At 65.5% G+C, this 24,010-nt stretch carries 20 protein-coding genes and 1 tRNA gene; 17 read left to right on the forward strand and 4 right to left on the reverse strand.

Annotated features, from left to right (window positions below):
- The first annotated feature begins 42 nt into the window (after positions 1-42).
- The 4 genes from OSB52_RS07665 (at position 43) to OSB52_RS07680 (ending at position 4,580) form a co-directional block, all read left to right on the forward strand.
- Entirely contained in the window at positions 43-1,971 is a 1,929-nt protein-coding gene (locus tag OSB52_RS07665; RefSeq protein ID WP_266061074.1) for a fumarate reductase/succinate dehydrogenase flavoprotein subunit, read from the forward strand.
- 20 nt (positions 1,972-1,991) lie between these two features.
- On the forward strand, positions 1,992-2,741 hold the full coding sequence (locus OSB52_RS07670) for a succinate dehydrogenase/fumarate reductase iron-sulfur subunit (RefSeq protein ID WP_266061075.1): 750 nt from the start codon (positions 1,992-1,994) through the stop codon (positions 2,739-2,741).
- Positions 2,742-2,990: 249 nt separating this feature from the next.
- On the forward strand, positions 2,991-4,361 hold the full coding sequence (locus OSB52_RS07675; RefSeq protein WP_235723109.1) for an ammonium transporter: 1,371 nt from the start codon (positions 2,991-2,993) through the stop codon (positions 4,359-4,361).
- Complete coding sequence (locus tag OSB52_RS07680; RefSeq protein ID WP_235723108.1) at positions 4,362-4,580, forward strand: hypothetical protein; 219 nt, start codon at positions 4,362-4,364, stop codon at positions 4,578-4,580.
- 101 nt (positions 4,581-4,681) lie between these two features.
- Here the strand turns inward: OSB52_RS07680 and OSB52_RS07685 are convergent.
- Positions 4,682-4,758 (reverse strand) — tRNA-Leu (locus tag OSB52_RS07685).
- Positions 4,759-4,896: 138 nt separating this feature from the next.
- Between OSB52_RS07685 and OSB52_RS07690 the strand changes: the two genes are divergently transcribed.
- From OSB52_RS07690 to OSB52_RS07745, 12 genes are all read left to right on the forward strand, one after another.
- Positions 4,897-5,517 carry an ANTAR domain-containing response regulator gene (locus tag OSB52_RS07690; RefSeq protein WP_235723107.1) on the forward strand — a complete coding sequence of 207 codons (621 nt, stop codon included), beginning with the start codon at positions 4,897-4,899 and terminating at the stop codon, positions 5,515-5,517.
- Between the two features lie 184 nt (positions 5,518-5,701).
- The gene (locus OSB52_RS07695) at positions 5,702-6,931 is read left to right on the forward strand and encodes a branched-chain amino acid ABC transporter substrate-binding protein (protein ID WP_266061077.1); all 1,230 of its coding nucleotides are present in this window, start codon (positions 5,702-5,704) and stop codon (positions 6,929-6,931) included.
- Positions 6,932-7,017: 86 nt separating this feature from the next.
- Complete coding sequence (locus OSB52_RS07700; RefSeq protein WP_266061078.1) at positions 7,018-8,058, forward strand: branched-chain amino acid ABC transporter permease; 1,041 nt, start codon at positions 7,018-7,020, stop codon at positions 8,056-8,058.
- Positions 8,055-9,278 carry a branched-chain amino acid ABC transporter permease gene (locus tag OSB52_RS07705; protein WP_266061079.1) on the forward strand — a complete coding sequence of 408 codons (1,224 nt, stop codon included), beginning with the start codon at positions 8,055-8,057 and terminating at the stop codon, positions 9,276-9,278. The genes OSB52_RS07700 and OSB52_RS07705 overlap by 4 nt, the downstream gene beginning before the upstream one ends.
- A complete protein-coding gene (locus OSB52_RS07710; protein ID WP_266061081.1) occupies positions 9,275-10,270 on the forward strand; it encodes an ABC transporter ATP-binding protein in 996 nt (331 codons plus the stop codon). Before OSB52_RS07705 ends, OSB52_RS07710 begins: the two co-directional genes overlap by 4 nt.
- Positions 10,254-11,003, forward strand: a complete 750-nt coding sequence (locus OSB52_RS07715; protein ID WP_266061082.1) for an ABC transporter ATP-binding protein — start codon at positions 10,254-10,256, stop codon at positions 11,001-11,003. The genes OSB52_RS07710 and OSB52_RS07715 overlap by 17 nt, the downstream gene beginning before the upstream one ends.
- Entirely contained in the window at positions 11,003-11,893 is an 891-nt protein-coding gene (locus tag OSB52_RS07720; RefSeq protein WP_266061083.1) for a DUF5995 family protein, read from the forward strand. The genes OSB52_RS07715 and OSB52_RS07720 overlap by 1 nt, the downstream gene beginning before the upstream one ends.
- 25 nt (positions 11,894-11,918) lie before the next feature.
- The gene (locus tag OSB52_RS07725; protein WP_235723100.1) at positions 11,919-12,488 is read left to right on the forward strand and encodes a GNAT family N-acetyltransferase; all 570 of its coding nucleotides are present in this window, start codon (positions 11,919-11,921) and stop codon (positions 12,486-12,488) included.
- Positions 12,489-12,568: 80 nt separating this feature from the next.
- Positions 12,569-15,316: a DNA polymerase I gene (polA, locus tag OSB52_RS07730; RefSeq protein WP_266061084.1), complete on the forward strand. Its 2,748-nt coding sequence runs from the start codon at positions 12,569-12,571 to the stop codon at positions 15,314-15,316.
- 164 nt (positions 15,317-15,480) lie between these two features.
- Complete coding sequence (locus OSB52_RS07735) at positions 15,481-16,395, forward strand: ABC transporter substrate-binding protein (RefSeq protein WP_235723258.1); 915 nt, start codon at positions 15,481-15,483, stop codon at positions 16,393-16,395.
- Between the two features lie 3 nt (positions 16,396-16,398).
- The gene (locus tag OSB52_RS07740; RefSeq protein ID WP_235723098.1) at positions 16,399-17,361 is read left to right on the forward strand and encodes an amino acid ABC transporter permease; all 963 of its coding nucleotides are present in this window, start codon (positions 16,399-16,401) and stop codon (positions 17,359-17,361) included.
- Positions 17,348-18,121 (forward strand): amino acid ABC transporter ATP-binding protein, encoded by a 774-nt coding sequence (locus OSB52_RS07745; RefSeq protein WP_272492741.1) that lies wholly within the window; start codon positions 17,348-17,350, stop codon positions 18,119-18,121. Before OSB52_RS07740 ends, OSB52_RS07745 begins: the two co-directional genes overlap by 14 nt.
- Positions 18,122-18,210: 89 nt before the next feature.
- Here OSB52_RS07745 and OSB52_RS07750 read toward each other — a convergent pair whose 3' ends face one another.
- The gene (locus OSB52_RS07750; RefSeq protein WP_266061085.1) at positions 18,211-19,053 is read right to left on the reverse strand and encodes a class I SAM-dependent methyltransferase; all 843 of its coding nucleotides are present in this window, start codon (positions 19,051-19,053) and stop codon (positions 18,211-18,213) included.
- 71 nt (positions 19,054-19,124) lie between these two features.
- On the opposite strand from OSB52_RS07750, the gene OSB52_RS07755 reads away from it, so the two are divergent.
- Positions 19,125-22,079, forward strand: a complete 2,955-nt coding sequence (locus OSB52_RS07755) for an ATP-binding protein (protein ID WP_266061086.1) — start codon at positions 19,125-19,127, stop codon at positions 22,077-22,079.
- Here OSB52_RS07755 and OSB52_RS07760 read toward each other — a convergent pair.
- Together OSB52_RS07760 and OSB52_RS07765 are read right to left on the reverse strand one after the other, a co-directional pair.
- Positions 22,066-23,220 carry a class I SAM-dependent methyltransferase gene (locus tag OSB52_RS07760; RefSeq protein ID WP_266061088.1) on the reverse strand — a complete coding sequence of 385 codons (1,155 nt, stop codon included), beginning with the start codon at positions 23,218-23,220 and terminating at the stop codon, positions 22,066-22,068. The genes OSB52_RS07755 and OSB52_RS07760 overlap by 14 nt on opposite strands.
- A 57-nt stretch (positions 23,221-23,277) precedes the next feature.
- Positions 23,278-23,835, reverse strand: a complete 558-nt coding sequence (locus tag OSB52_RS07765) for a 2'-5' RNA ligase family protein (protein WP_266061090.1) — start codon at positions 23,833-23,835, stop codon at positions 23,278-23,280.
- Positions 23,836-24,010: the final 175 nt, after the last annotated feature.

The raw sequence follows: 24,010 nt of genomic DNA on the forward strand, positions 1-24,010 counted from the left end.
CGTTTGCTGCGCAATCGATCTGACGTTGGGAGTTTCTGCCAGATGACCGAACCGGAACGCCACAAGTATGACGTCGTCGTGATCGGTGCCGGCGGTGCCGGTCTGCGTGCGGTTATCGAAGCCCGTCAGAAGGGCTATTCGGTCGCAGTGGTGTGCAAGTCGCTGTTCGGCAAGGCCCATACGGTGATGGCCGAGGGCGGGTGTGCCGCGTCGATGGGCAACGCCAACTCCAAGGACAATTGGCAGACGCATTTCAAGGACACGATGCGGGGCGGCAAGTTCCTCAACAACTGGCGCATGGCCGAACTGCACGCCAAAGAAGCGCCCGATCGGGTCTGGGAGCTGGAAACCTATGGTGCGCTGTTCGATAGAACCGAGGACGGGCGGATAGCCCAGCGCAACTTCGGCGGCCACACCTATCCGAGGCTGGCCCACGTCGGCGACCGGACCGGCTTGGAACTGATCCGGACCATGCAGCAGAAGATCGTCTCATTGCAGCAGGAAGACCATGCGGCAACCGGAGATTACGAGTCACGCATCAAGGTGTTCGCCGAGTGCACCATCACCGAACTGCTCAAGGACGGTGACGCCATCTCCGGGGCTTTCGGGTACTGGCGCGAGTCGGGTCGGTTTGTGCTGTTCGAGGCGCCCGCGGTGGTGCTCGCGACCGGCGGTATCGGCAAATCCTTCAAGGTGACGTCGAACTCCTGGGAATACACCGGCGATGGTCATGCACTCGCCCTGCGAGCCGGTGCCAGCCTGATCAACATGGAGTTCGTCCAGTTCCATCCGACCGGGATGGTGTGGCCACCGAGCGTCAAAGGGATCCTGGTCACCGAGGGGGTGCGCGGCGATGGTGGCGTCCTGAAGAACACCGACGGCAAACGTTTCATGTTCGACTACATCCCGCCCGTCTTCAAAGGCCAATACGCCGAAACCGAAGACGAGGCCGACAAATGGCTGGCCGACAACGACAGCGCCCGGCGCACACCGGATCTCCTACCGCGCGACGAGGTCGCCCGCGCGATCAACGAAGAGGTCAAGGCCGGGCGCGGCACCGAACACGGCGGTGTGTACCTCGACATCGCATCTCGTATGCCCGCCGAGGAGATCATTCGCCGGCTGCCGTCGATGCATCACCAGTTCAAGGAGCTCGCCGACGTCGACATCACCGCCGAACCGATGGAAGTGGGGCCCACCTGTCACTACGTGATGGGCGGTATCGAGGTCGATCCGGACACCGGGGCGTCCCGCGTCCCAGGGTTGTTCGCCGCCGGAGAGTGCTCCGGCGGCATGCACGGGTCGAACCGATTGGGCGGCAACTCGCTGTCGGATCTCCTGGTCTTCGGTCGCCGGGCGGGGCTGGGTGCGGCGTCGTATGTGGAGTCGCTGCACAACCGCCCGACGGTCGCTGCCGATGACATTGAGCGAGCGGCGGCGTACGCATTGGCGCCCTTCGATCCGCCCGTCGACGGGACGCCGGAGAACCCGTACACGTTGCATACCGAGCTCCAGCAGTTCATGAACGATCTGGTCGGCATCATCCGAAAGGAGGCGGAGGTACAGCAGGCGATCACCGCGCTCGAGGAGATGCGCGCCCGCCTGGGCGGCATGCAGGTGGAGGGGCATCGTCAGTTCAATCCGGGCTGGCACCTGGCCGTCGACCTCCGCAACATGCTGCTGGTGTGCGAGTGCGTTGCCAAGGCGGCGCTCATGCGCACCGAGAGCCGCGGCGGGCACACCCGCGACGACTATCCGGACATGGACCCGGCATGGCGCAACACGTTGTTGGTCTGTAGGACCGTGACCGGCGACGATTCGCCGGTCCCAGAGGTCACCGTGGTCACCGAGCAACAGGTCCCGATGCGTCCGGATCTGTTGAAGGTGTTCGAGTTCGACGAGATCGTGAAGTACTACACGGCCGACGAGATCGCCGGTCATCCAGACGCCGGAGGCGCCAGGGAGAACTGACCGCAACGAGGAGAACCGATATGGGCTATGACGCGAAGTTCCGGGTATGGCGTGGGGACGCCGACGACGGTGACCTCCAGGATTTCACCGTGCCCGTCAACGAAGGCGAGGTGGTTCTCGACATCATCCACCGGTTGCAGGCCACCCAGGCGCCCGATCTGGCGGTGCGCTGGAACTGCAAGGCCGGCAAGTGTGGATCGTGTTCTGCAGAGGTGAACGGCCGCCCCAAACTGCTGTGCATGACCCGGATGTCGACCTTCACCGAGGACGAGGTCATCACCGTGACACCGATGCGAACTTTCCCGGTCATCCGTGACCTGGTCACCGACGTGTCGTTCAACTATGCGAAAGCTCGTGAGGTCCAGGCGTTCACACCCCCGGAAGGTCTGGCGCCGGGGGAGTACCGCATGAAACAGGTCGATGTGCAACGCTCGCAGGAGTTCCGTAAATGCATCGAGTGCTTCCTGTGTCAGGACACCTGTCATGTCGTCCGTGACCACGAGGAGAACAAGCAGGCCTTTGCCGGGCCACGCTTCCTGATGCGGGTGGCCGAACTCGACATGCATCCCCTCGATGTGGCCGAACGGCGGGATTCGGCCCAGTACGAGCACGGATTGGGGCTGTGCAATATCACCAAATGCTGTACAGAGGTCTGTCCCGAGCACATCAAGATCACCGACAACGCCCTGATTCCGATGAAAGAACGAGTCGCCGATCGTCATTACGATCCACTCGTGTGGTTGGGCAACAAACTCTTCCGGCGCAAGTAGGCGTAGCCGCTGCGAAACCCGGCACTTTGTTCTGGTGAACACGGGGTTGCACATAGCCACGGGCGATCCGCAGGTCTGGTTGTGCAACAGCAACTTCTGCCGCGCCGCGCCGTTTACGTCGGTTTTACCATCGAGGACTGCACAGGAACGTTCGCTAATTTATGGTCAATCGTGCGTACACCGGTAGTGCGCACCGAACACTGATGCGAAACGCTCCTTTTCCCACTCCTTGCCTGCGGAGGTCCTGCATTGCCGCCAGATGTAGAGGGCGCCATCACCACGATGGGGTCGGTCAACAACGAATTCTTCTACTGGATGTCCATCGCGCTGATGATGCTCATCCACGCGGGGTTCCTCGCTTATGAGGTGGGTGCATCACGCTCGAAGAATGTGCTCGCCACGGCGATGAAGAACCTGCTTGCCTTCGCGACGATCATCGCCTCATTCTTCTTCGTCGGCTGGTTCCTGTACAATGCGATGCCCAGCGGGTTCATCGAGATGACAGACGCCGCACAGGCGGCCCTGCCCTGGAGTGACAACATGGGGCCCAACACCGCGGACTCCGCCAGCGGCATCTTCTGGGGCGCTTTTGCGCTGTTCGCGGCCACCACCGGCTCCATCATGTCCGGTGCCGTACTGGAGCGGATTCGCACCAGCGCCTTCCTCGTGCTGACCGTGCTCGTCGGCTCGGTCGTGTGGATCATCGGCGCGGCGTGGGGCTGGCACGGCGCCGGCTGGATGTTGACCGAACTCGGCTTCCACGACGTGGGCGCCGCCGGTTGCGTCCACATGATCGCCGGATTCGCCGCCCTCGGCATCCTGATCAACCTCGGCCCACGGCTGGGTCGGTTCAAGGCTGACGGCACCCCGGTCACGATCCGGCCGCATAACCTGCCGCTGACCATGGTCGGACTGATGCTGATCTTCACCGGCTTCTTCGGCTTCCTGATGGGCTGCGTCATCTACAGCAACGAGGGCTACGCCACCATCTACGGGAGTCCGACGACCCTGTCCGCCTTCGCATTCAACACGCTGATGGGTCTGGCGGGAGGCATCATCGGTGCTTACCTGATGTCGCGTGGTGAGCCGTTCTGGACCATCTCGGGTGGCCTGGCCGGTGTCATCGGCGTCGCTGCCGGGTTGGACCTCTACCATCCCGCCCTGGCGTTCATCATCGCGCTCGGTGCCGGCGGCCTCATCCCGTACATCGGAAAGTTGTTGGAGAAGTTCAAGATCGACGATGTGGTGGGCGCGGTGGCGGTCCACGGCGGTGTCGGTCTGTACTCGGTCGTCATGGTGGGAGTCTTCCTGTCCGGGTATCCCAACACCGATGGCAACCCGTCGATCTCGCTGTGGGGCCAGCTCGTCGGCGCCGTGGTCTTCATGGCGCTCGGTTTCATCCCGGCCTACCTGGTGTCCCTGGGTATGAAGAAGATCGGCATGCTGCGTATCCCGCCGGAGGTCGAAGCGCAGGGCCTCGACCTCGCCGAGGTCCCGGCCACGCCCTACCCCGAAGGCATTCCGGTGACCGTCATGCGCGGCGACACCGGTGACATCGTCGCCGTGCCGGCCGACGATGCGGGCGAAGTCGTCACGATTCCCAAAGAAGAGGTGAAGTAGATGTTCAGTCCGATCGATTCCTACGACGACCCCGGAGTGGTGTTCACCTTCGGCGGCTTCTCGGTGGGTGTGTGGATCGTCTTCATCCTCGCGGTGGCGCTGTTCATCGGTTTCTTCGTCGCAATGGTCCGCCACGAGAACCACGCGTACCAGGCGATCATCGAACACGAACCGATCGAGAAGGGACCTGCGGCGGAGGGGGAGCCGCCCGTCTACTGAACGCAGCCGACGACGGTCGGTCCCTGGTGAAATTGTGCCGTTGATCCGAGTCAACATGTGACTCCGATCAACGGCACAAAACCCTGTTACCAGGGGTTTCGTGGTGCCCTCGGTGAGACTCGAACTCACACTGGACGGGTTTTGAATCCGTTGCCTCTGCCAATTGGGCTACGAGGGCGTGTGCTGCGCTGCCACTGTGTGGCAGCCGCGACAGTCCACTCTAGATGATCAGCCCATGCGCGGGCCAACCGGTACTCTGCACGCATCAGCTCTGACGAATAATGCTGGTCAGGGGTAGGCGTTCCGAGGAGGGGATGTGACGGTGGCAGACAGGGCTGCGGCTCGGACCGGCGAACAGACGACGCACCGGGTGCTCGTGGCCGAGGATGACTCGCTGATCCGGATGGATCTGATCGAGATGCTCCGCGAAGAGGGTTACGACGTTGTGGGGGAGGCCCCCAACGGCCAGGTCGCCGTCGAACTGACCGAGAGCCTCACCCCGGACCTGGTGATCATGGACGTGAAGATGCCCGTACGTGATGGCATTGATGCGGCATCGGAGATCGCGAGCCGCAAGCTCGCCGCGGTGGTGATGCTGACCGCCTTTAGTCAGCGCGAGTTCATCGAGAAGGCGCGTGACGCCGGTGCGATGGCCTACCTGGTCAAGCCGTTCACCAAAGCCGACCTGGTGCCTGCCATCGAGCTCGCCGTGAGCCGGTATCAGGAGGTGGTCGCGCTCGAGAAGGAAGTCGCCACCATCACCGATCGTCTCGAAACGCGCAAACTGGTCGAACGCGCCAAAGGTTTGCTGATGGAGAAGCATTCGATGACCGAACCCGAAGCGTTCAAATGGATTCAGCGTGCCGCGATGGACCGTCGCACCACCATGAAGGCCGTCGCGCAGGTGGTCGTGGAGACGTTGGGAGCCACCAACTGACGGTTGGGGCGGGGTCGTCGTTAAATCTGTGAAAATCCGCCGTCGGTGTCATGCGGCTTCCTTCTCAATCCAGCGCGCGTTGCCGGGTTTGGGTCTATGTTTTCTCAAGGTCTCCTCAGCAGATCGGCCGGCACGGGCGAAACGTCCTGTGCCGGAAGGGTGGGAAAAGTGAAGAAGGTACGAAATGCATCGTCGTGTGACGACAGGTGCCCTCGCGGTGGCGCTGGCGGGCGTGCTCGCCGTATCCGCGTGTAGCGACAAATCGAGCGACTCCGGATCGGGCGGGGCCAGCGGATCAGCTGCTGCGAGTTCCGGTTTGACGATCGCTCCGCTCGCTCAGATCGATACTCAGGGCAACGAGGTGCCGGTGGCCTCGGAAGCCGACGCGCTCACACCGGCGGGTGACGGCAACGCCGACTGCCTCGAGACCACCATCGCGATGGCCGGCGCACTGACCGGTGCGGACGCCGCGCTCGGCATCAACATCAAAAACGGCGCGCAACTCGCCGTGGACCAACACAACGAAGCGAACCCGAACTGCCAGATCGTCCTACGGACCTTCGACACCGAGGGGGACCCGCAGAAGGCCACCCAGGTGGCCCCGCAGATCGTCAACGACGATTCGATCGTCGGCCTGATCGGGCCGGCGTTCTCGGGCGAGACCAAGGCCACCGGTGGCATCTTCAACCAGGCCGGCCTGGTGTCGGTCACCGCCTCGGCCACCAACCCCACCTTGACCGACAACGGCTGGAAGACCTTCTTCCGCGGCCTCGCCAACGACGACGTGCAGGGTCCCGCCGTCGCCAAGTACCTCACCGGCACGATGGGCAAGAAGAAGGTCTGTGTGATCAAGGATGACACCGATTACGGTGTGGGCCTCGCCCAGGCGATGACCGAGTCGCTCGGTCCGGCCGCTGACGCGAACTGTTCCGGTGACGTCAAGAAGGGCGACCGCGAGTTCTCGGCGATCATCTCGAAGGTCACCGCCGCCGACCCGGATGCGGTGTTCTACTCCGGGTATTACGCCGAGGCCGCGCCGCTCGCTCAGCAGCTGAAGACGGCCGGATTCCAGGAGACGTTCGTCTCCGGCGACGGCGCCAACGATCCGCAGTTCACCGCCCAGGCCGGCGACAGCGCCAAGGGCGCGATTCTGTCGTGCCCGTGTGGTCCGGCGCCGGATCAGTTCAAGTCCGAATACGAGGCGGCGTTCAACCAGGCGCCTGGCGTGTACTCGGTGGAGGCCTACGACCTCGCCTCGATCCTGATGAAGGGCATCGCCGAGGGCAATCGCACCCGTCCCGAGCTCCTCTCCTACGTCAGCGACTACCAGGGCCCCGGCCTGGCGCGTCAATACGAGTGGAGTCCCACCGGCGAGCTGACGTCCTCGCTGATCTGGGTGTACGAGGTCAAATAAGACACAGCACAACACGGTGCGTCCGGGCGGTGGTCGGGCCCGGGCGCACCGTGGTCTCTGTGGTGTTTCGTGGCTGAAAGGCACGTATGATCGTGTACTCGATGGCCGAGACGGCCGCGGTGGCCTCGACCATCGGGTTCGATCTCGGCCCACTCCGGGAAGGGTTCTGGGGACTCACCATCGAGGGACTCACCTATGGCGCGATCTATGCGCTCGTCGCCGTGGGGTACACCCTCGTCTACGGAGTTCTGCGGCTGATCAACTTCGCCCACTCCGAGGTGTTCATGCTTGGCATGTTCGGGCAGTACATCGGCCTGCTGTTGCTCGGCTTCACACCGTCGGGCAACACCTATTCCGAAGGCACGGTCATGACCGTGCTCTACCTGCTGCTGGCGGGTTTGTGCGGCATGGCGGTGTCAGGCAGTGCCGCAGTCGGTTTGGAGTTCGTCGCCTACCGCCCGCTGCGCAAACGCAAGGCGAAGCCGTTGGCCTTCCTGATCACGGCGATCGGCATGTCGTTCGTCCTGCAGGAATTCGTGCACTACCTGCTGCCCAAGGTGCCGGTGGATCCGCCGTTGGGCGGATCGAGCGCCCAACCGACCATCCGGCTGGTCCAGCCCGTGCAGGAGTTCAACATCTTCGGCGCGCCGGTCTACAACCTGACGCTGATCATCATCATCTCCGCGCTTGTCCTCGCGTTGGGGACCGATTTCCTGATCAACCGGACGCGCCTGGGCCGCGGTATCCAGTCGGTGGCCCAAGACCCGGACGCGGCGCTGCTCATGGGGGTCTCGCGAGAGCGGATCATCATGGTCACGTTCTTGATCGGTGGTCTGCTCGCCGGCGCCGCAGCCTTGCTCTACACCTTGCGTGTCCCCACCAACATCGTCTACTACGGCGGATTCATCCTCGGTATCAAGGCGTTCTGCGCGGCGGTCCTCGGTGGCATCGGCAATGTCCGGGGTGCGCTGTTGGGCGGCCTGCTGCTCGGCGTGATGGAGAACTATGGGTCGGTGGTGCTCGGCAACCAGTGGCGCGACGTCGTGGCCTTCGTCCTGCTGATCCTGGTGCTCATGTTCCGCCCCACCGGCATCCTCGGCGAGAAACTCGGGAAGGCACGGGTATGACCTCAGCGCAACCACCGTCCGCTCCGGAGCCCTCACATGCCACGCCGCCGCGCGGCATCGGTGACGTCATCCGCCAATGGTGGAACGGCCTGCCTCGCGTGATGCAGTGGTTGGTCGGTGTTCCCGCTATCATCCTGATCGCCTTGCTTCCGGTCCTCAATCCACCGTTGATCACCACCACGGCAACAGATTTCGGCGTCGTCATGGCGACTTTCGCGATGACGGCACTCATCGCGATCGGGCTCAACGTGGTGGTCGGGCAAACCGGCCTCCTCGATCTGGGCTATGTCGGCTTCTACGCTGTCGGTGCATACGTCGTCGCCTTGCTGACGAGCCCGGCCAGCCCGTTGTGGGACACGGCCGACCACGGTATCTTCTCGGGTCCTTGGGGTTGGCTTGCGTGCGTACCGCTGGCCATCGTTCTCACCGGCGTCACCGGTGTCATCCTCGGCACTCCCACGCTGCGTGTTCGCGGCGACTACCTCGCGATCGTGACCCTGGGCTTCGGTGAGATCGTCCGATTGCTGGCCGACAACCTCAGCGACATCACCAATGGAGCATCCGGACTGCAAGGTGTGCTGTACCCCGAGATCGCGCGCACCGCCGAGTACCCGAACGGCGTGTTCTCAACCGCCAACAACGCCGGCACCCTCAACTACGGGGTGTGGTGGTATTGGCTGGGCATCGTCTTGGTGATCGGTGTCCTCATCGTGGTCGGCAACCTCGAGCGCAGCCGCGTCGGTCGGTCCTGGGTGGCCATCCGCGAGGATGAGGACGCCGCCGAGATCATGGGTGTGCCGACGTTCAAATACAAGCTGTGGGCCTTCGTCATCGGGGCCGGCATCGGCGGTCTGTCCGGAGCGGTGTACGCCGGGCAGGTGCAGTATGTGGACCCGAAAGCGTTCACCGTCATCAACTCGATGCTGTTCCTGTGCGCCGTGGTGCTCGGCGGACAAGGCAACAAGTTGGGTGTGATCGCCGGCGCGTTCATCATCGTCTACCTCCCTGCTCGTGTGCAGGGCGTCGAGATCGGGGGACAATCGTTGAGTGAGTTCAAGTACTTGTTCTTCGGGCTCGCTCTGGTGGTCCTGATGATCTTCCGACCTCAGGGGCTCTTCCCGGCGCGAGCGCGACTGGTCACCTTCGGCCGTCGGATCTATGGTGCGGTCACCCGCGCCCCGATCGCCGCGCAGTCCCAGCGGCAGGAGACCGAGGCATGAGCCGCCATCGGCGCGACGACGATTCGACACCGAAAGCCCCGGCCCGACGCCCGGATACCGTCGCGAGGTCGGAAAACGAGGAACAGTTGGCCGACGCCGTGGCCGACCCGCAGGCCCGGGCGATCGTCGACCCGGCCGCGATCGATCCCGAACTCGCCGATCCCGATGCGGTCGCCGACGCGGTCGCTCCCCAGCGCGACATCCACACTGCCGCCGGAGATGTCCTGCTCGAGGTGTCGGGACTGACGGTGGACTTCGGTGGTCTCGCCGCACTCGACGACGTCACTTTCGACATCAGGCGCGGGGAGATCCTCGGGCTGATCGGGCCCAACGGGGCCGGCAAGACGACGTGTTTCAACGCGATCACGGGCGTCTATCGGCCCACCCGGGGACGCGTCTTGTTCGACGGCTCTCCGCTGGGGAAAATCAAGCGCCACAAGATCACCCGGCTCGGAATCGCTCGGACTTTCCAGAACGTACGCCTCTGGGGTGAGATGACGGCGCTCGAGAACGTGTGCGTCGGCACCGACGCGCGACACAAGACGTCGGTGTTCGGCGGGATCGTGCGCACCCCTCGCCACTACCGCGAAGAACGCGACGCGGTGGACCGGGGCATGGCCCTGCTCGAGTTCGTCGGAATCGGACCGCGCGCCGCAGAGAAGGCGGCCAACCTGCCCTACGGAGACCAGCGTCGGCTGGAGATCGCGCGCGCGTTGGCCACCGAACCGAAACTGCTGTGCCTCGACGAACCAGCCGCCGGATTCAACCCGATCGAGAAGACCGCACTCATGGAGTTGATCCAGAAGATCCGCGACGACGGCTACACGGTGCTGCTCATCGAACACGACATGCGGTTGGTGATGGGGGTCACGGACCGGATCGTGGTGCTCGAGTTCGGTCGCAAGATCGCCGAGGGCAGCCCGGAACGGGTGCGTAACGACCCTGCCGTGATCGCCGCCTACCTGGGAGTGCCCGATGACGAACTCGCCTGAGACCACCTCGGCCACAGCGGTCCTGGAACTGCGGGATGTGGAGATTTACTACGGTCGGATCCGTGCGCTGCACGGTATCTCCCTGCACGTGGCGCCCGGCGAGTTGGTGACGCTGTTGGGGGCCAACGGCGCCGGCAAGTCGACCACGATGCGGGGGATATCCGGACTCAACCGCCTGTCGTCGGGCGACATTCTGTTCGACGGCGAGTCCATCGCCGGTCTCGCGCCGCACGAGCGGGTGAAACGCGGCATCATCCAGGTTCCGGAGGGGCGGCGCATCTTCCCCGGGATGACGGTTCTGGAGAACCTCGACATGGGCTGCTACGGAAGGAGATTCTCGTCCAAATCCGCCTACCGCGAATCGATCGACCATGTTTTCGAGCTGTTCCCGCGGCTCGGTGAGCGGCGCAAGCAGTTCGGCGGAACGATGTCGGGTGGCGAGCAGCAGATGCTGGCCATCGGGCGGGCTTTGATGGCCCGGCCTCGACTACTGCTCCTCGACGAACCGTCGATGGGTCTGGCCCCCATGGTGATCCAACAGATCTTCCGGATCATCACCACGATCAATTCCGAGGGCACCACCATCTTGCTGGTGGAGCAGAACGCCCAACAGGCCCTGAGTCGGTCGACTCGCGGTTACATCCTGGAGACCGGATCGATCACCAAAGAAGGCGCGGGCGCAGACCTTCTCGTCGACGACGCCGTGCGCGAGGCGTACCTCGGGGTCGCCTGATGTCCGCTCGGGTTGAGACGCGAGGTGCTGCTCGTTACAGTCCGCACACCAAGACCTTGTTACGCAGATCCACCGTCGTCCTCGGGCTCGTGTTGCTCACGGTCACCGGGGTTCTCGTGCCCGCCCACGCCGCCGACGGCACCACCACGTGCCGCCCGCAGCTACCCGGCGTCGAAGCGCAGCACATCGCCGCGCTGTCGGCTCCATCCGCCAACCGGACGTTGGTCGATGCCCAGTCCAACGTGCATCAGATCGCGGACATCTGGGGTGACCAGGGTGATCCGCGCGGCGCTTTCGCCGACGTGTACGCGCCGATCCTGGACACCACCGTGCCGTCTATCCGCCAAGGGGTCTATACAAATTCGGAGTGGGCTCGCCGGCTCGCGCTGAACTTCGTCAATCGCTACCTCGCCTTGGTTCACGCGCACGCGACGGGCGCCGATGTCCCTCGTGAATGGCAGCGGTATTATCAGTACGCGACCGACTGCCGCCACAGCGGCGGACGCGTTGCAACCTCCGGCATGAACTCGCATCTGATACTGGACCTGCCGACCGCGCTCGACGCCGTCGACACCAGCCGGCAACGGTGGGCCGATTTCAACCTCTATGGCGAGATCCTCGGGAAAGCGACCCCGCAGATCGTCGCGTCGATCAAGGCCGACTACGGCACGGACCTCAGCGAGTTGTTCACCGCGTCCATCGTCGGCGACACGATCGGCGAGGAACGTGCGACCGGCCTGTTCTTCCAGAGTGTCCGGGCGGCCGCCTGGGTCAGCGGCCGTGGCCTCGCCGAACCCGCCACCACCGCAGCCACCCATGCCGCGATGTGGGCGGAATGGCTGACCGCTGAAGGCGTCCTGGACACCTCTGATGCGATCGGGCTCTTCTGACCGGACCGGGCTCTACCGTGGGGGCATGACGTCGATTGCCGTGACGAGCTCCCGGGACCTCGGCCTCGTGAGTGCGTTGCTCGCGCAGGCCTTCGCCGACGACCCGGTGGTGCGCTGGATGAATCCCGACCCGGCGCGGGACAAACAGATCTTCCACACGTTACTGCGGTGGGCACATGGCGAGGCCGCGTCGATCGACCTGGCCGTTCGCGACGGCGTTCCCGTGGGCACCGCGGTCTGGGATCGACCGGGGCACAAGCTGTCGACGGTTCAACAGGTGGGCTCGATGGTGGGGTTCGTTCGTGTTCTGCGTGGTCGGGTGGCTCGCGGCGCAGCCCTGGAACGTGAATTCGCGAAGGTGAGGCCCCGCGAGCCGCATTGGTACCTGGGGCAGGTGGGTGCCACCATCAAGGGAGCGGGCGTGGGTAGCGCATTGTTGAGCACCGGCATCGACCGCGTCGACGGACCGGCCTACCTGGAGAGTTCCAATGAGGCCAACGTGCCGCTATACGAGCGGTACGGCTTCGCGGTGACCGGCGAGATCACGCTGCCGATGGATGGGCCGACGGTCTGGCCGATGTTTCGCCGGGGCTGAGCTGTACGGGAGTGTTCAGGTGGCCCCGCACGCCTGCGGGCCCCGCCGACCTGTCAGGCCGGGTCACTAGACTCAGCACCGTGAGTCCTGCCAAGAGTTCCACCGTGCCCGCGAAGAAGTCCGCCAGCGCCGCCGGCAAGTCGGGTTCGGACGGACGCCCGCTGCTGATGCTGCTCGACGGGCATTCGCTGGCCTACCGGGCGTTCTTCGCGCTGCCGGCCGAGAACTTCAAGACCGCGACCGGCCAGACCACGAATGCGGTGTACGGCTTCACCTCCATGCTTATCAATCTGTTGCGTGATGAGGAGCCCACCCACATCGCGGCGGCCTTCGACGTCTCCCGCAAGACCTTCCGGTCGGAGATGTTCCCGGAGTACAAGGCGCAGCGCTCGAAGTCACCGGACGAGTTCAACGGTCAGGTCGATCTGACCAAAGAGGTGCTCGACGCGCTGGGCATCCCGGTGATGGCCATCGAGGGCTATGAGGCCGACGACATCATTGCCACCCTGGCGACACAGGCAGACGCCGCGGGTTACCGGGTGGTGGTCGTCACCGGCGACCGCGATTCATTGCAGCTGGTCAACGACTCGATCACCGTCCTCTATCCCCGCAAAGGTGTCTCCGACCTCACCCGTTTCACCCCGGCCGAGGTCGAGAAGAAGTACGGATTGACGCCCGCGCAGTATCCCGACTACGCCGCTCTGCGCGGCGACCCGAGCGACAACCTGCCCGGGATTCCCGGAGTGGGGGAGAAGACCGCATCCAAGTGGATTCGGGAGTACGGGTCGCTCGCCGGCCTGGTCGATCATGTCGACGAGGTCCGGGGCAAGGTGGGCGATGCCTTACGCACGCATCTGGCGTCGGTCCAGACCAACCGGCAGCTCACCGAGCTCGTCCGGGACATGCAGCTTCCGTCCGTGCCGGACGACCTCGCGATGGTGGGCTGGGACCGCGACCGCATCCACGTGCTCTTCGACGATCTCGAGTTCCGTGTCCTGCGTGATCGGTTGTTCTCGACGTTGACGTCGGTGGAACCGGAAGCCGAAGCCGGCTTCGACCTCGATGGCGCGGTACTGCAACCGGGCGAGGTCCGCGCCTGGCTGGCCGACCACACGACGACGGGCCGCAGCGGCATCGCGGTCACCTCACCCCATCAGGTCGTCGGCGCCGATGCGACCGGGATCGCGATTGCCGCTGCCGACGGCGTCTCGGCCTACATCGACGTCACGTCCGTCGACGCCGACGACGAGCAGGCCTTGGCGGGGTGGCTGGCCGACACCGAGCGACCGAAGGCCATGCATGAATCGAAATGGGGCGTGCACGCGGTCCGAGCGCGCGGCTGGACCCTGGGAGGGGTCACCAGTGACACGTCGCTGGCGGCCTACCTGGTGCGACCCGGGCAACGGACGTTCAACCTCGACGACCTCACGTTGCGATATCTGCGGCGTGAACTACGCGACGACGCCGCGCCCGACGACGGTCAGATGTCGTTGCTGGACGACGACGGCGGTGACGCCAAGCACGCCGAGCAGCAGATGCTGGAGGCCCGGGCGGTGGCTGAGCTGGCCGACACCCTCGACACCGAGCTCGAGCGCATCGACTCGCTGGCCCTGTTGACCGAGATGGAGCTGCCGCTGGCCTTCGTCCTGGCCGAACTCGAGGCCGCCGGCATCGCTGTCGACGTCGAGCACTTCCGCGAACTGGAAGCCGACTTCGCCCAACGCATCCGCACCGCGGCAGACTCCGCCTACGAGGTGATCGGCGAACAGATCAACCTGGGTTCACCCAAGCAGTTGCAGACCGTGCTCTTCGACAAACTGGACATGCCGAAGACCAAGAAGACCAAAACCGGCTACACCACCGATGCCGATGCGCTGCAGAGCCTTTACGAGAAAACCGAGCATCCGTTCCTGGCGCATCTGCTCGAGCACCGTGACGCCACCCGGCTCAAGGTCACCGTTGATGGATTGCTCAAATCGGTGGCCGACGACGGGCGGGTGCACACCACGTTCAATCAGACGATCGCGGCCACCGGTCGGCTCTCGTCGACCGAGCCCAACCTGCAGAACATCCCGGTGCGCACGCAGGCCGGCCGACAGATCCGCGAGGGTTTCGTGGTGGCATCGGACCACGAATGTCTGATGACCGCCGACTACAGCCAGATCGAGATGCGCATCATGGCGCACCTGTCCGAGGACGCCGGGTTGATCGAGGCGTTCAACACCGGCGAGGATCTGCACAATTTCGTCGGCTCGCGGGCGTTCGGCGTGCCCATCGACGCGGTCACCACCGAGATGCGTCATCGCGTGAAGGCCATGTCATACGGGCTCGCCTACGGGTTGAGCGCCTTCGGGCTGGCCGCCCAACTCAAGATCAGTCGCGACGAGGCCAAGGGACAGATGGAGGCCTACTTCGCGCGGTTCGGCGGAGTGCGTGATTACCTGCACAACGTCGTGGACGAGGCACGCCGAAACGAATACACCGCGACCCTGTTCGGTCGGCGCCGCTACCTACCCGACCTCAACAGCGACAACTGGCAGCGTCGCCAGTCCGCGGAACGGATGGCTCTCAACGCGCCGATCCAGGGCACCGCGGCCGACATCATCAAGGTTGCGATGATCAATGTGTACGGCAGGCTCCGGCGGGAGGGGCTACAGTCGCGCATGCTGCTACAGGTACATGACGAACTCGTCATCGAGGTCGCGGCCGGGGAACGCGAAGCGGTGGAGGCCGTCGTCCGCGACGAGATGGGTAGCGCGATCACCCTGTCGGTGCCGCTGGAGGTGTCGGTGGGCTTCGGCCGGTCATGGGACGACGCAGCGCACTGACCGATGCGTCTGGTCGCCGCGGCGTAAATCTCTCGTAACCGTCAGGTGGAACGGCTTGCCAGCCACTAGTGTTCGAACAGTGCGTCGATGGCTGCCGCCGGCGTCTCGAGTGCGCGCCCGATCATGCGCTTGCATGGTGGGGAAGAGAACAGATGGGGTATCTGATGCGTTTTCTGCGATCGTCGCGACCGGTCGGTGTGCTCATCGCACTGTTGTCGATCCTGGTCCTCGCACTGGCGGGTTGTTCGAACAACGAGGAGAGTGAGGGCCTGGGTGCCGACATCTCGCCGACCAGCGTCGAGGTGGAACCGGTGGCCGAGATCGCCGACCTGGTGCCCGCCCCGATCCGTGAGTCCGGACAGCTGATCGTCGGCGTCAATGTGCCGTACGCGCCGAACGAGTTCAAGGACGCCAATGGCGACATCATCGGCTTCGACGTCGATTTGATGAACGCGGTAGGCAGCGTGCTCGGCCTGACGCCGCAATACCGAGAAGCTCAGTTCGACACCATCATTCCGTCGGTCCAGGCCGGAACCTACAACGTGGGCATGTCGTCGTTCACCGACACCAAGGAGCGCGAAGCACAGGTCGACTTCGTCACCTATTACAGCGCGGGTGTGCAGTGGGCCCAGCAGGTCGGCGCGGGTATCGATCCCAACAATGCCTGCGGCAAGCGGGTTGCGGTGCAGTCCACCACTTATGAGGACACCGACGAGATCCCGGCGAAGAGCCAGGCCTGCACCGACGCCGGTCAGCCCGCCATCGAGAAGGTGCGTTACGACAGCCAGGACGAGGCGACCAACGCACTGATGCTGGGCCGCGTCGACGCGATGTCGGCGGACTCGCCGGTCACCTCGTACGCGATCGAGCGGTCCAACGGCGAGCTCGAGCCGGCCGGTGGTGTGTTCGACTCGGCGCCGTACGGCTATCCCGTGCAGAAGGGATCGCAGCTGGCGCAGGCGCTGCAGCAGGCGGTCCAGTACCTGATCGACAACGGCCAGTACCAGACGATCGCCGAGCACTGGGGTCTCGGAGCGGGCACGATCCCGACGTCGGTCATCAACGGTGCGGTCAGCTGACCGGTGACGGCACCAGCGACTGGCCCGAGCGGGGCCGACCGCGTCTCCGCTGAGCCCGAACCCATCAAGGCGGTGCCACTGCGTCACCCGGGCCAGTGGTTCGCCGCCGCCATCGTGCTCGTGCTGGTGGTGCTGTTCGTCTACGGCGCGGCCACCAACAGCGCGTACGCGTGGAACACCTACGCCAACTATCTCTTCGACACCCGCATCCTCACGGGCATGTGGTACACGCTCGTGCTCACCGTGCTGTCGATGATCATCGCGATCGTGCTGGGCGTGCTGCTCGCCGTGATGCGACTGTCGTCGAATCCGGTGTTGCGGTCGACCGCGTGGGTCTATCTCTGGGTTTTCCGCGGCACACCGGTGTATGTGCAGTTGGTGTTCTGGGGGCTGTTGCCGGCGATCTACAAGCAGATCGACCTCGGCATCCCGTTCGTCGTGCAGTTCGCGCATTTCGATATCCAGGCACTGTATTCGGCGTTCATCTTCGCGATGATCGGCCTCGCGCTCAACGAGGCGGCCTACATGGCCGAGATCGTGCGGGCGGGTGTCTCGTCGGTCGGTGAGGGTCAGATGGAGGCCTCCGTCGCATTGGGTATGTCATGGTCGCTTGCCATGCGGCGCACGGTGCTACCGCAGGCCATGCGCGTGATCATCCCGCCGACCGGCAACGAGGTGATCAGCATGCTCAAGACGACGAGCCTCGTGGCTGCGGTGCCCTTCACCGGGGATCTGTACGGGCGTGCGCGGGACATCTCCGGGGTGAATTTCGAGCCGATTCCGCTGCTGCTGGTGGCGTCCACCTGGTACCTGGCGATCACCAGCATCCTGATGGTCGGCCAGTACTACCTCGAGCGGTACTACTCGAAGGGTGCCAGCCGGCAGATGACCGCCCGACAGCTCAAGGCCATGGCTGCCAAACCGAACACAACGATCGCGGAAGGGGAGAGCGATGAGCGTCGCTGAACGCCCCATGGTCTACGCCGACCGGGTCTGCAAGAACTTCGGCTCCCTGCGGGTGCTCAAGGGCATCACTCTCGAGGTGGGCCGTGGCGAGGTGCTGTGCCTCATCGGGCCGTCTGGTTCCGGGAAGTCGACGTTCCTGCGCTGCGTCAACCATCTCGAAGTGGTCAATGCGGGACGGCTTTACGTGGATGGTGATCTAATCGGCTACCGCGAACGTGGTGACAAGCTCCACGAGATGAGCCCGAAGGACGCAGCCAAACAGCGCCGCGACATCGGCATGGTGTTCCAGCACTTCAACCTGTTCCCGCATCGCACCGCGTTGGAGAATGTGATCGAGGCGCCGACACAGGTCAAACGGAAGAGCAAACGGGAGGCCACCGAGAGTGCCCGCACGTTGTTGGCTCGGGTGGGCTTGGCCGACAAGGCCGACACCTACCCCGCCCAACTGTCGGGCGGACAGCAGCAACGTGTCGCCATCGCCCGTGCGCTGGCGATGGAACCCAAGCTGATGCTGTTCGACGAGCCGACGTCCGCGCTGGATCCGGAGCTCGTCGGGGAGGTGCTCGGCGTGATGCGTGAACTCGCGGCCAGCGGGATGACGATGGTGGTCGTCACCCACGAGATGGGCTTCGCCCGTGAGGTCGCCGACCAACTGGTGTTCATGGACGGCGGTGTGGTGGTGGAGCAGGGTGATCCGCGTGAGGTGCTGGCCAACCCGCAACACGAACGTACTCAGGGTTTCCTGTCAAAGTTGTTGTGAGGAAACTGCTTCCGAGCGCGTCCTGTGAGTGTCACCAACTGTTGCCTGAGGAACGAGGCGCCAGCCGAGTGTCACGAAGGGCCCCGACCTCACACCTTTCGGCAGCAGAAGATCGCGGTGCCCGGGAAGTATTGTCCGCGAAAAGGACTCCACTGCCCCCACACCTCCTCGAAACCCTCCGGCCACTCCGGTTCCACGATGTCGTCGAGCACCAACCCGGCCGCGCGGATCTCCCGGACGCGATCGCCGATGGTCCGATGGTGTTCCACGTAGGTGATGGCGCCGGCGTCGTCGACCTCGGTGTAAGGGGTGCGGTCGAAGTAGGGGATCTGCACGATGAGGCCGTCGGGTCCAGGGTCGTCGAGGAACATCCAGCGCATCGGATGATTGACCGCGAAGACCCAGCGTCCTTCGGGGCGCAGGACCCGGGCCACCTCGGCCATCACATGCGCCGAGTCGGCTACAAACGGTACCGCGCCGAAGGCCGAGCACGCCACGTCGAACGAACTGTCCGCGAAGGGAAGTGCCTCGGCGGTCGCCTGCACCAGCGGGACCCGGCTGCGGTCTTGCTCCATCGCGGCGAGTCCGATGCCGAGCATGCGACGCGACAGATCGACGCCGACCGCACGAGCGCCCTGTCCGGCCAGCCACCGGGCACACGGTGCCGAGCCGCAGCCGACCTCCAGGATGTCGCGGTCTGCGATGTCACCGAGCAGGCCGATGTCAGCTTCTCGCAGGCCTTCCGGGCACCACACGAAGTCCCCGCCGGCGGCATGGGTTCCCAGGAAGGCGCCGTGTTCGGCGTGATAGTTGTCGGCGTCGTGGTCCCACCACCATCGGTTGGCGCGGTCACTCGTCGGTGAGTCGACGGGCCCGAGAATGCGCGGAGGTCGATGCGTCGAGCCGGCATCGTCGGTGCGCTCCTCACTCATGCCGGTGAGTCTAGCGACTGGTATCGGCTGGATCGGAGCCGCCAGCAGCGCACACGGTGATAAAATCGCGCGTGGTCAGCCTCCTGCTCCTGGGCCCGATCGATGTGTCGGGACCGACGGAAGCGCGCGCTGCTCAATTCGGTAGTCCACGGCTGCGGTGCCTGTTGGCCGCGCTCGGCGCCCGTGCCAATGCCGCTGCCGACGCCGACTGGCTCGCGGAGATCCTCTGGGGGCAGAGTCCGCCGACCAATCCGGAGGCTGCGCTGCACAACCTGGTGTTCCGCTTGCGTGCGCAACTGCGCGAGCACGGCGTGACCGACAAACTGGCGATCGTCACCGCCGCTCCCGGCTACTCGCTTCGGGTCGACCGCGACGAACTGGACCTCCTCGCGTTCGCCGACCGCTTCCATGCCGGGTGTGCGGTGACCGAGGCCGACCCGGGCGCTGCGGTGGCGCTGTTCGATTCTGCGGAGAGTCTCTGGCGTGGAAGACCATTCGGCGAGTTCGCCGATGAGCCATGGGTGCGTGGCGATGTCGAGGCGCTGCAGGAAACCCGGGTACGGATCGTCGAGGCGACCGCCGATGCGCTGCTGCGTTCGGGACGACCGGCAGATGCCGCGAGTCGACTCGAGCCCGCCGCCGCGGCACACCCGTACCGGGAAAGTGTGCACCAGGCGCGGATGCTCGCCCTCTGGCAAGCCGACCGCCCCGCCGAGGCGCTCGCGGTGTTCCGACGACTGCGGGCACGGCTGGCGACCGACCTCGGCACCGAACCCACCATTCGGCTCGGTGACCTGCACCAACGTATCCTCGCCGGCGAACGGGCGCCGACACCCACCGCCCCTGCAACGCCCACGGGCACCGCGCCGCCGACACGCCGCAGACCCACACCGGAGGCGTCCGTGAGAGTCATCGGCCGTGATGTCGAGCTGGCCGATCTCGCGGCTCGAATCCGCCCGGGAACGGTGGTCACGGTAGTGGGGCCAGGCGGAGTGGGCAAGACCGCGCTGGTGCGCGAACATGCTCGTCACCAAGGGGCCACCTGGATCGCAGAGCTGTCGGGCGTGGCGTCGCCGGCCGACGTGGTACACAGCGTCGTGTCGGCAACCGGGGCCGCTCCGCGGCGGGATCTCGGCGATCTCGAGGCGCTCGTCGAAACACTCTCGGGCCGAGTCGGTTTGCTTGTCCTCGACAACTGCGAGCACGTGGTCGACGCGGCCGCCGAGCTGGTCGAATCGGTGATCAGTCGATGTGCCGACCTATCGGTGGTGGCGACGTCGCGTGTTCCGTTGGGGTTGACCGCCGAGCAGGTCAGCGTGCTGGAGCCGCTGACGGTGCCGGCGGCGAACGCGTCGTCGGCCGCCATCGCCGAGAGCCCGTCGGTGCAGCTCTTCTGTACTCGTGCGCACGCCCGCAACGATCGATTCGTGCTCACCGAGGAGAACGCCGCAGCAGTGGCCGAGATCTGCCGACGACTCGACGGGCTGCCGCTCGGCGTGGAACTCGCCGCGACCAGAGCCCGCGCCATTGCTCCGGCGGCGCTGGTGGACCGCCTTCAGTGGCGATTCCGGATTCTGCACAGTCCCCGGGACACCGACCCCCGGCACCGGAGTCTGCATGCGCTGGTCGACTGGTCGTATGCGCTGTTGAGTGATGCGGGTCGCGCTTTGTTCGATGTCTTGGCGGTGTTTCCGGCGCGCTTCGACCTCGACGACGCGGAAGCGCTCGCGGGGCACAGTGAGGTGGTACCGCGTGACGACGTGGCCGATATCGTCAGTGAGCTCGTCGACAATTCGATGCTCTCGGCCGACGACTCCGGCTACCGAATGCTCGAGACCCTGCGCGCCTTCGGACTTCGACGACTCGACGAGAACGGTCGCCGCACATCGGCGCGAGCGGCGCATGCGCACCTGGTGGCCGATCGGATCGCGCCACTCGTCCGGGATCTCTTCGGCCCCGGCCACGTCGCGGCAGCCGGTCTGGTCGCGGCGCGCCTCGACGATGTGAGACAGGCGGTCGACCATGCCTGCGAGGTCGATCCGACGCTCGGCGACCGGATGATGGCGGGGGTGATCCCATTCCTGGAGCTGACCATGAGCACCGAGGCCACCGCCTGGTCACGCCGGCTTCGCGCAGCCGCCGATGTGTCGGTGGAAGATCCTCCGAAGTTGCCCGCGGCGTGGGCGGTGGCCGCCGCCGGGGCCCGCTTCGACGGGAATCTGTTGACCGCCAAGGAGTATGTTCGGTGTGGGCTGGCGTGCAGCCCCGCACCCGCCGTGGAGGTCTACCTGCGGATGATGCTCGTGGAGGTCGGCCTGTTCCAAGGGGATGTGACGGCGACGTCGCGATTGGCCCGCGATTTCCGGGCAGCGGGAACGGTCGCGGGGATGGCCGGCGCGGGCCGCATGGCCGACCTCTGCGTGCTGCTGATGAACGCCTACGCCGGCGACGGGCCCGCCGCGCATCGGGCTTCGCTGCGGATCGCCGATTTATGCACCGCGACAGGGGAGACCGTCGTCGAAGGATGGGCGCGCTACGGTGCCGGTGAGTGCATTCTCGACGACGATCCGAGTCGAGCCGGCGAGCTGCTCGACGATGCGATCGCTTCTGCTGCGCACACGGGTGACCGCTATCTGATGGGTGTGGCACTGGTGTCCCGGGCATCCATCGAAGCCCGTTGCGGGACACCGGAGGTGGCCGCTCGTCTGTTCACCGATGTGCTCAACCACTGGCGCGACGCCGGCAACTGGACACACCAGTGGGTGTCGCTGCGCACCGTTGTCGACGTACTGCTACAACTCGATCGGCCTGAGGCGGCGGCCGAGTTGCTGGGTGCGATGCGCCGGGCCGATGAGATCACCGGGGCGGGGGCCTACGGCAGCGACGCGCAACGGCTCGACGCCGCGCATCGTCGGTTGCGGGAGCGTCTCGGGGACCCGACGCTCGACGAGGCGATGATGCGCGGCGCCGATCGACCGCGGGTCGATGTGGTGGCCGCGGCGCTGGCAGCGCTCAGCCCGGCGTGAGTTGGTAGAACCGGAAGAAGCTGAACTCCTCGATCGGCAGTACCTCCACCTCGGCGAACCCGGCCTGCTGGGCGTAGGCGCGCAGTGTCGACGCGCGCATCACCGTTCCGGTGCCTGCCGAGGGTGTCGAACTCATTCCGTCGGGCAAACAGACGAACAGCGAGAAGGCGTACATGATCTTGTCCAGATCGTCGGCGGGGCCGGCGAACTCATCGGAGACCGCCTCGTCCATGATCACCATGACACCGTCGGGCGCCAGCGCCGCCCGCGCCGCGGCCAACACCTCCACCGGGCGGGGCATGTCGTGGACGCACTCGAAGGCGAACACCACGTCGAACGGTCCGCGCTGCCCTGCGTCGGAGGCGTCGGCCAGCACGAACTCCACCCGATCGTCGACGCCGGCCTCCGCTGCTGCGTGACGCGCCATCTGCACCGACGCCTCGTCGACATCGAGGCCCACGAATGTCGCCTCCGGATAGGCCTTGGCCAGCGCGATGGTCGAGTAACCGGCGCCGAATCCGACGTCGGCGATGCGGGCGCCGGAACGGGAGAGCCGCGCGTGCAGGCCGTCGACGCCGGCGAGCGCAGGCGCGAGTTGACGGTCGAACCACGGGCGGTTGAGTGCCGCCTGGCATTCGCGGGCGTCGGCGCCCAGTTCTGCCCAGCTGACACCGCCGCCGGTGCGGTAGGCGTCGAGCAGGGCCGGAAGCTGGCCGAACGATGCGGCGAACATCCGCGGCAGCGTGCCCAAATACGCGAGGCTGGCGGTGTCGGTGAGGGCTTCGGCCACCCCCGGTTGGATGCCGAAGCGGATCGGGTCGGCATCCAGGTCGGCGTCGAGTATCCCGAAGGCCGACTGCATCTCCAGCCATTCTCTGGCGTAGCGCCGATGAGTGCCGGTGCGGTCGGCCAACTCGTCAGCCGACACCGGGCCGTGTTGGACGAGGCAGTCGTACCACCCGAGGCGTTCGCCGAGATAAATACTCATCGTCTCGGCGGTCGCCAGTGCTGAGGTGAAGATGCGCTCGGCGAAGGCGTCGGCCGTGACCGGCCGGTCGTCGGAGTGCGTCGGTCCGGGGGAGGGGGAAGTCGTGGTCGTTGATGTGGAGGGTGTCGTTGTCGAAGGTGTTGTTGTGCTCATGGGGCAACGATGCGTCTCCTCGCTCTCAGTTCGCTCTCACGCGGTGGTGAGGTTCTCTCACGGTGTCGACGCGGCCGGTCCGCCGGCGACGATGTGGTCGCGACGGTTGTCGGGATCCCAACGACGCACCGTGGTGAACGAGCCGGAATCCTCGAGCGAGCCGACGGCGTCGAGGACGTCGAGGACCGCGGCGAGCTGCGTGGTGTCGACGCGCCGGGCGAGTGTGATGTGCGGGGTCCAGTCGCCCGGGGCGGCATGAGCGAAGGCGCCGTTGTCACCGAGGAAAGGTGTGGCGATGTCGCACACCCGGCGGTGCAGCGCCAACAGCGCGGCGCTCGGCACCACCACTCGAGCCAACGTGCGGCGGGTCCCGTGGCCGAACAGCACCGGAGCGCCGATCCGGCACGGCAGAGGCAGGTCTTTCGCACAGGCCCCGAGTGCGTCATCGACACCGCCGTCGATGTGCCCGGCCGCGATCAATGTGACGTGTGGGCGATTGGTCGAGGCGCGGATACAGGCGGCGCTGGGCAGCCCGGCGTCGGCCAGCGCCTGCCATTCGGCGCGGACACGGGCGTCGATCGACTCATCGGGCAGGAGCTCGATGGAATGCGCCACGGCGCCAGTCAACCAGAATGGCGAGCACCTGGGTATCGAGTGGGTATCGAGGTGAGGGAGCAGGCAGTGCCGGTGAGCGGTTCGTCGTGGCCGGTGAGTGTTCTCAGCCGCGCCCGATAGCTGCTGACCAGCCGAAATGAGGGACCGCCCACCTCGAGGACGGTGACCCTTCGCC

Origin of the sequence: Gordonia aquimaris (assembly GCF_026262595.1) — a bacterium.
Taxonomy (GTDB): domain Bacteria; phylum Actinomycetota; class Actinomycetes; order Mycobacteriales; family Mycobacteriaceae; genus Gordonia; species Gordonia tangerina.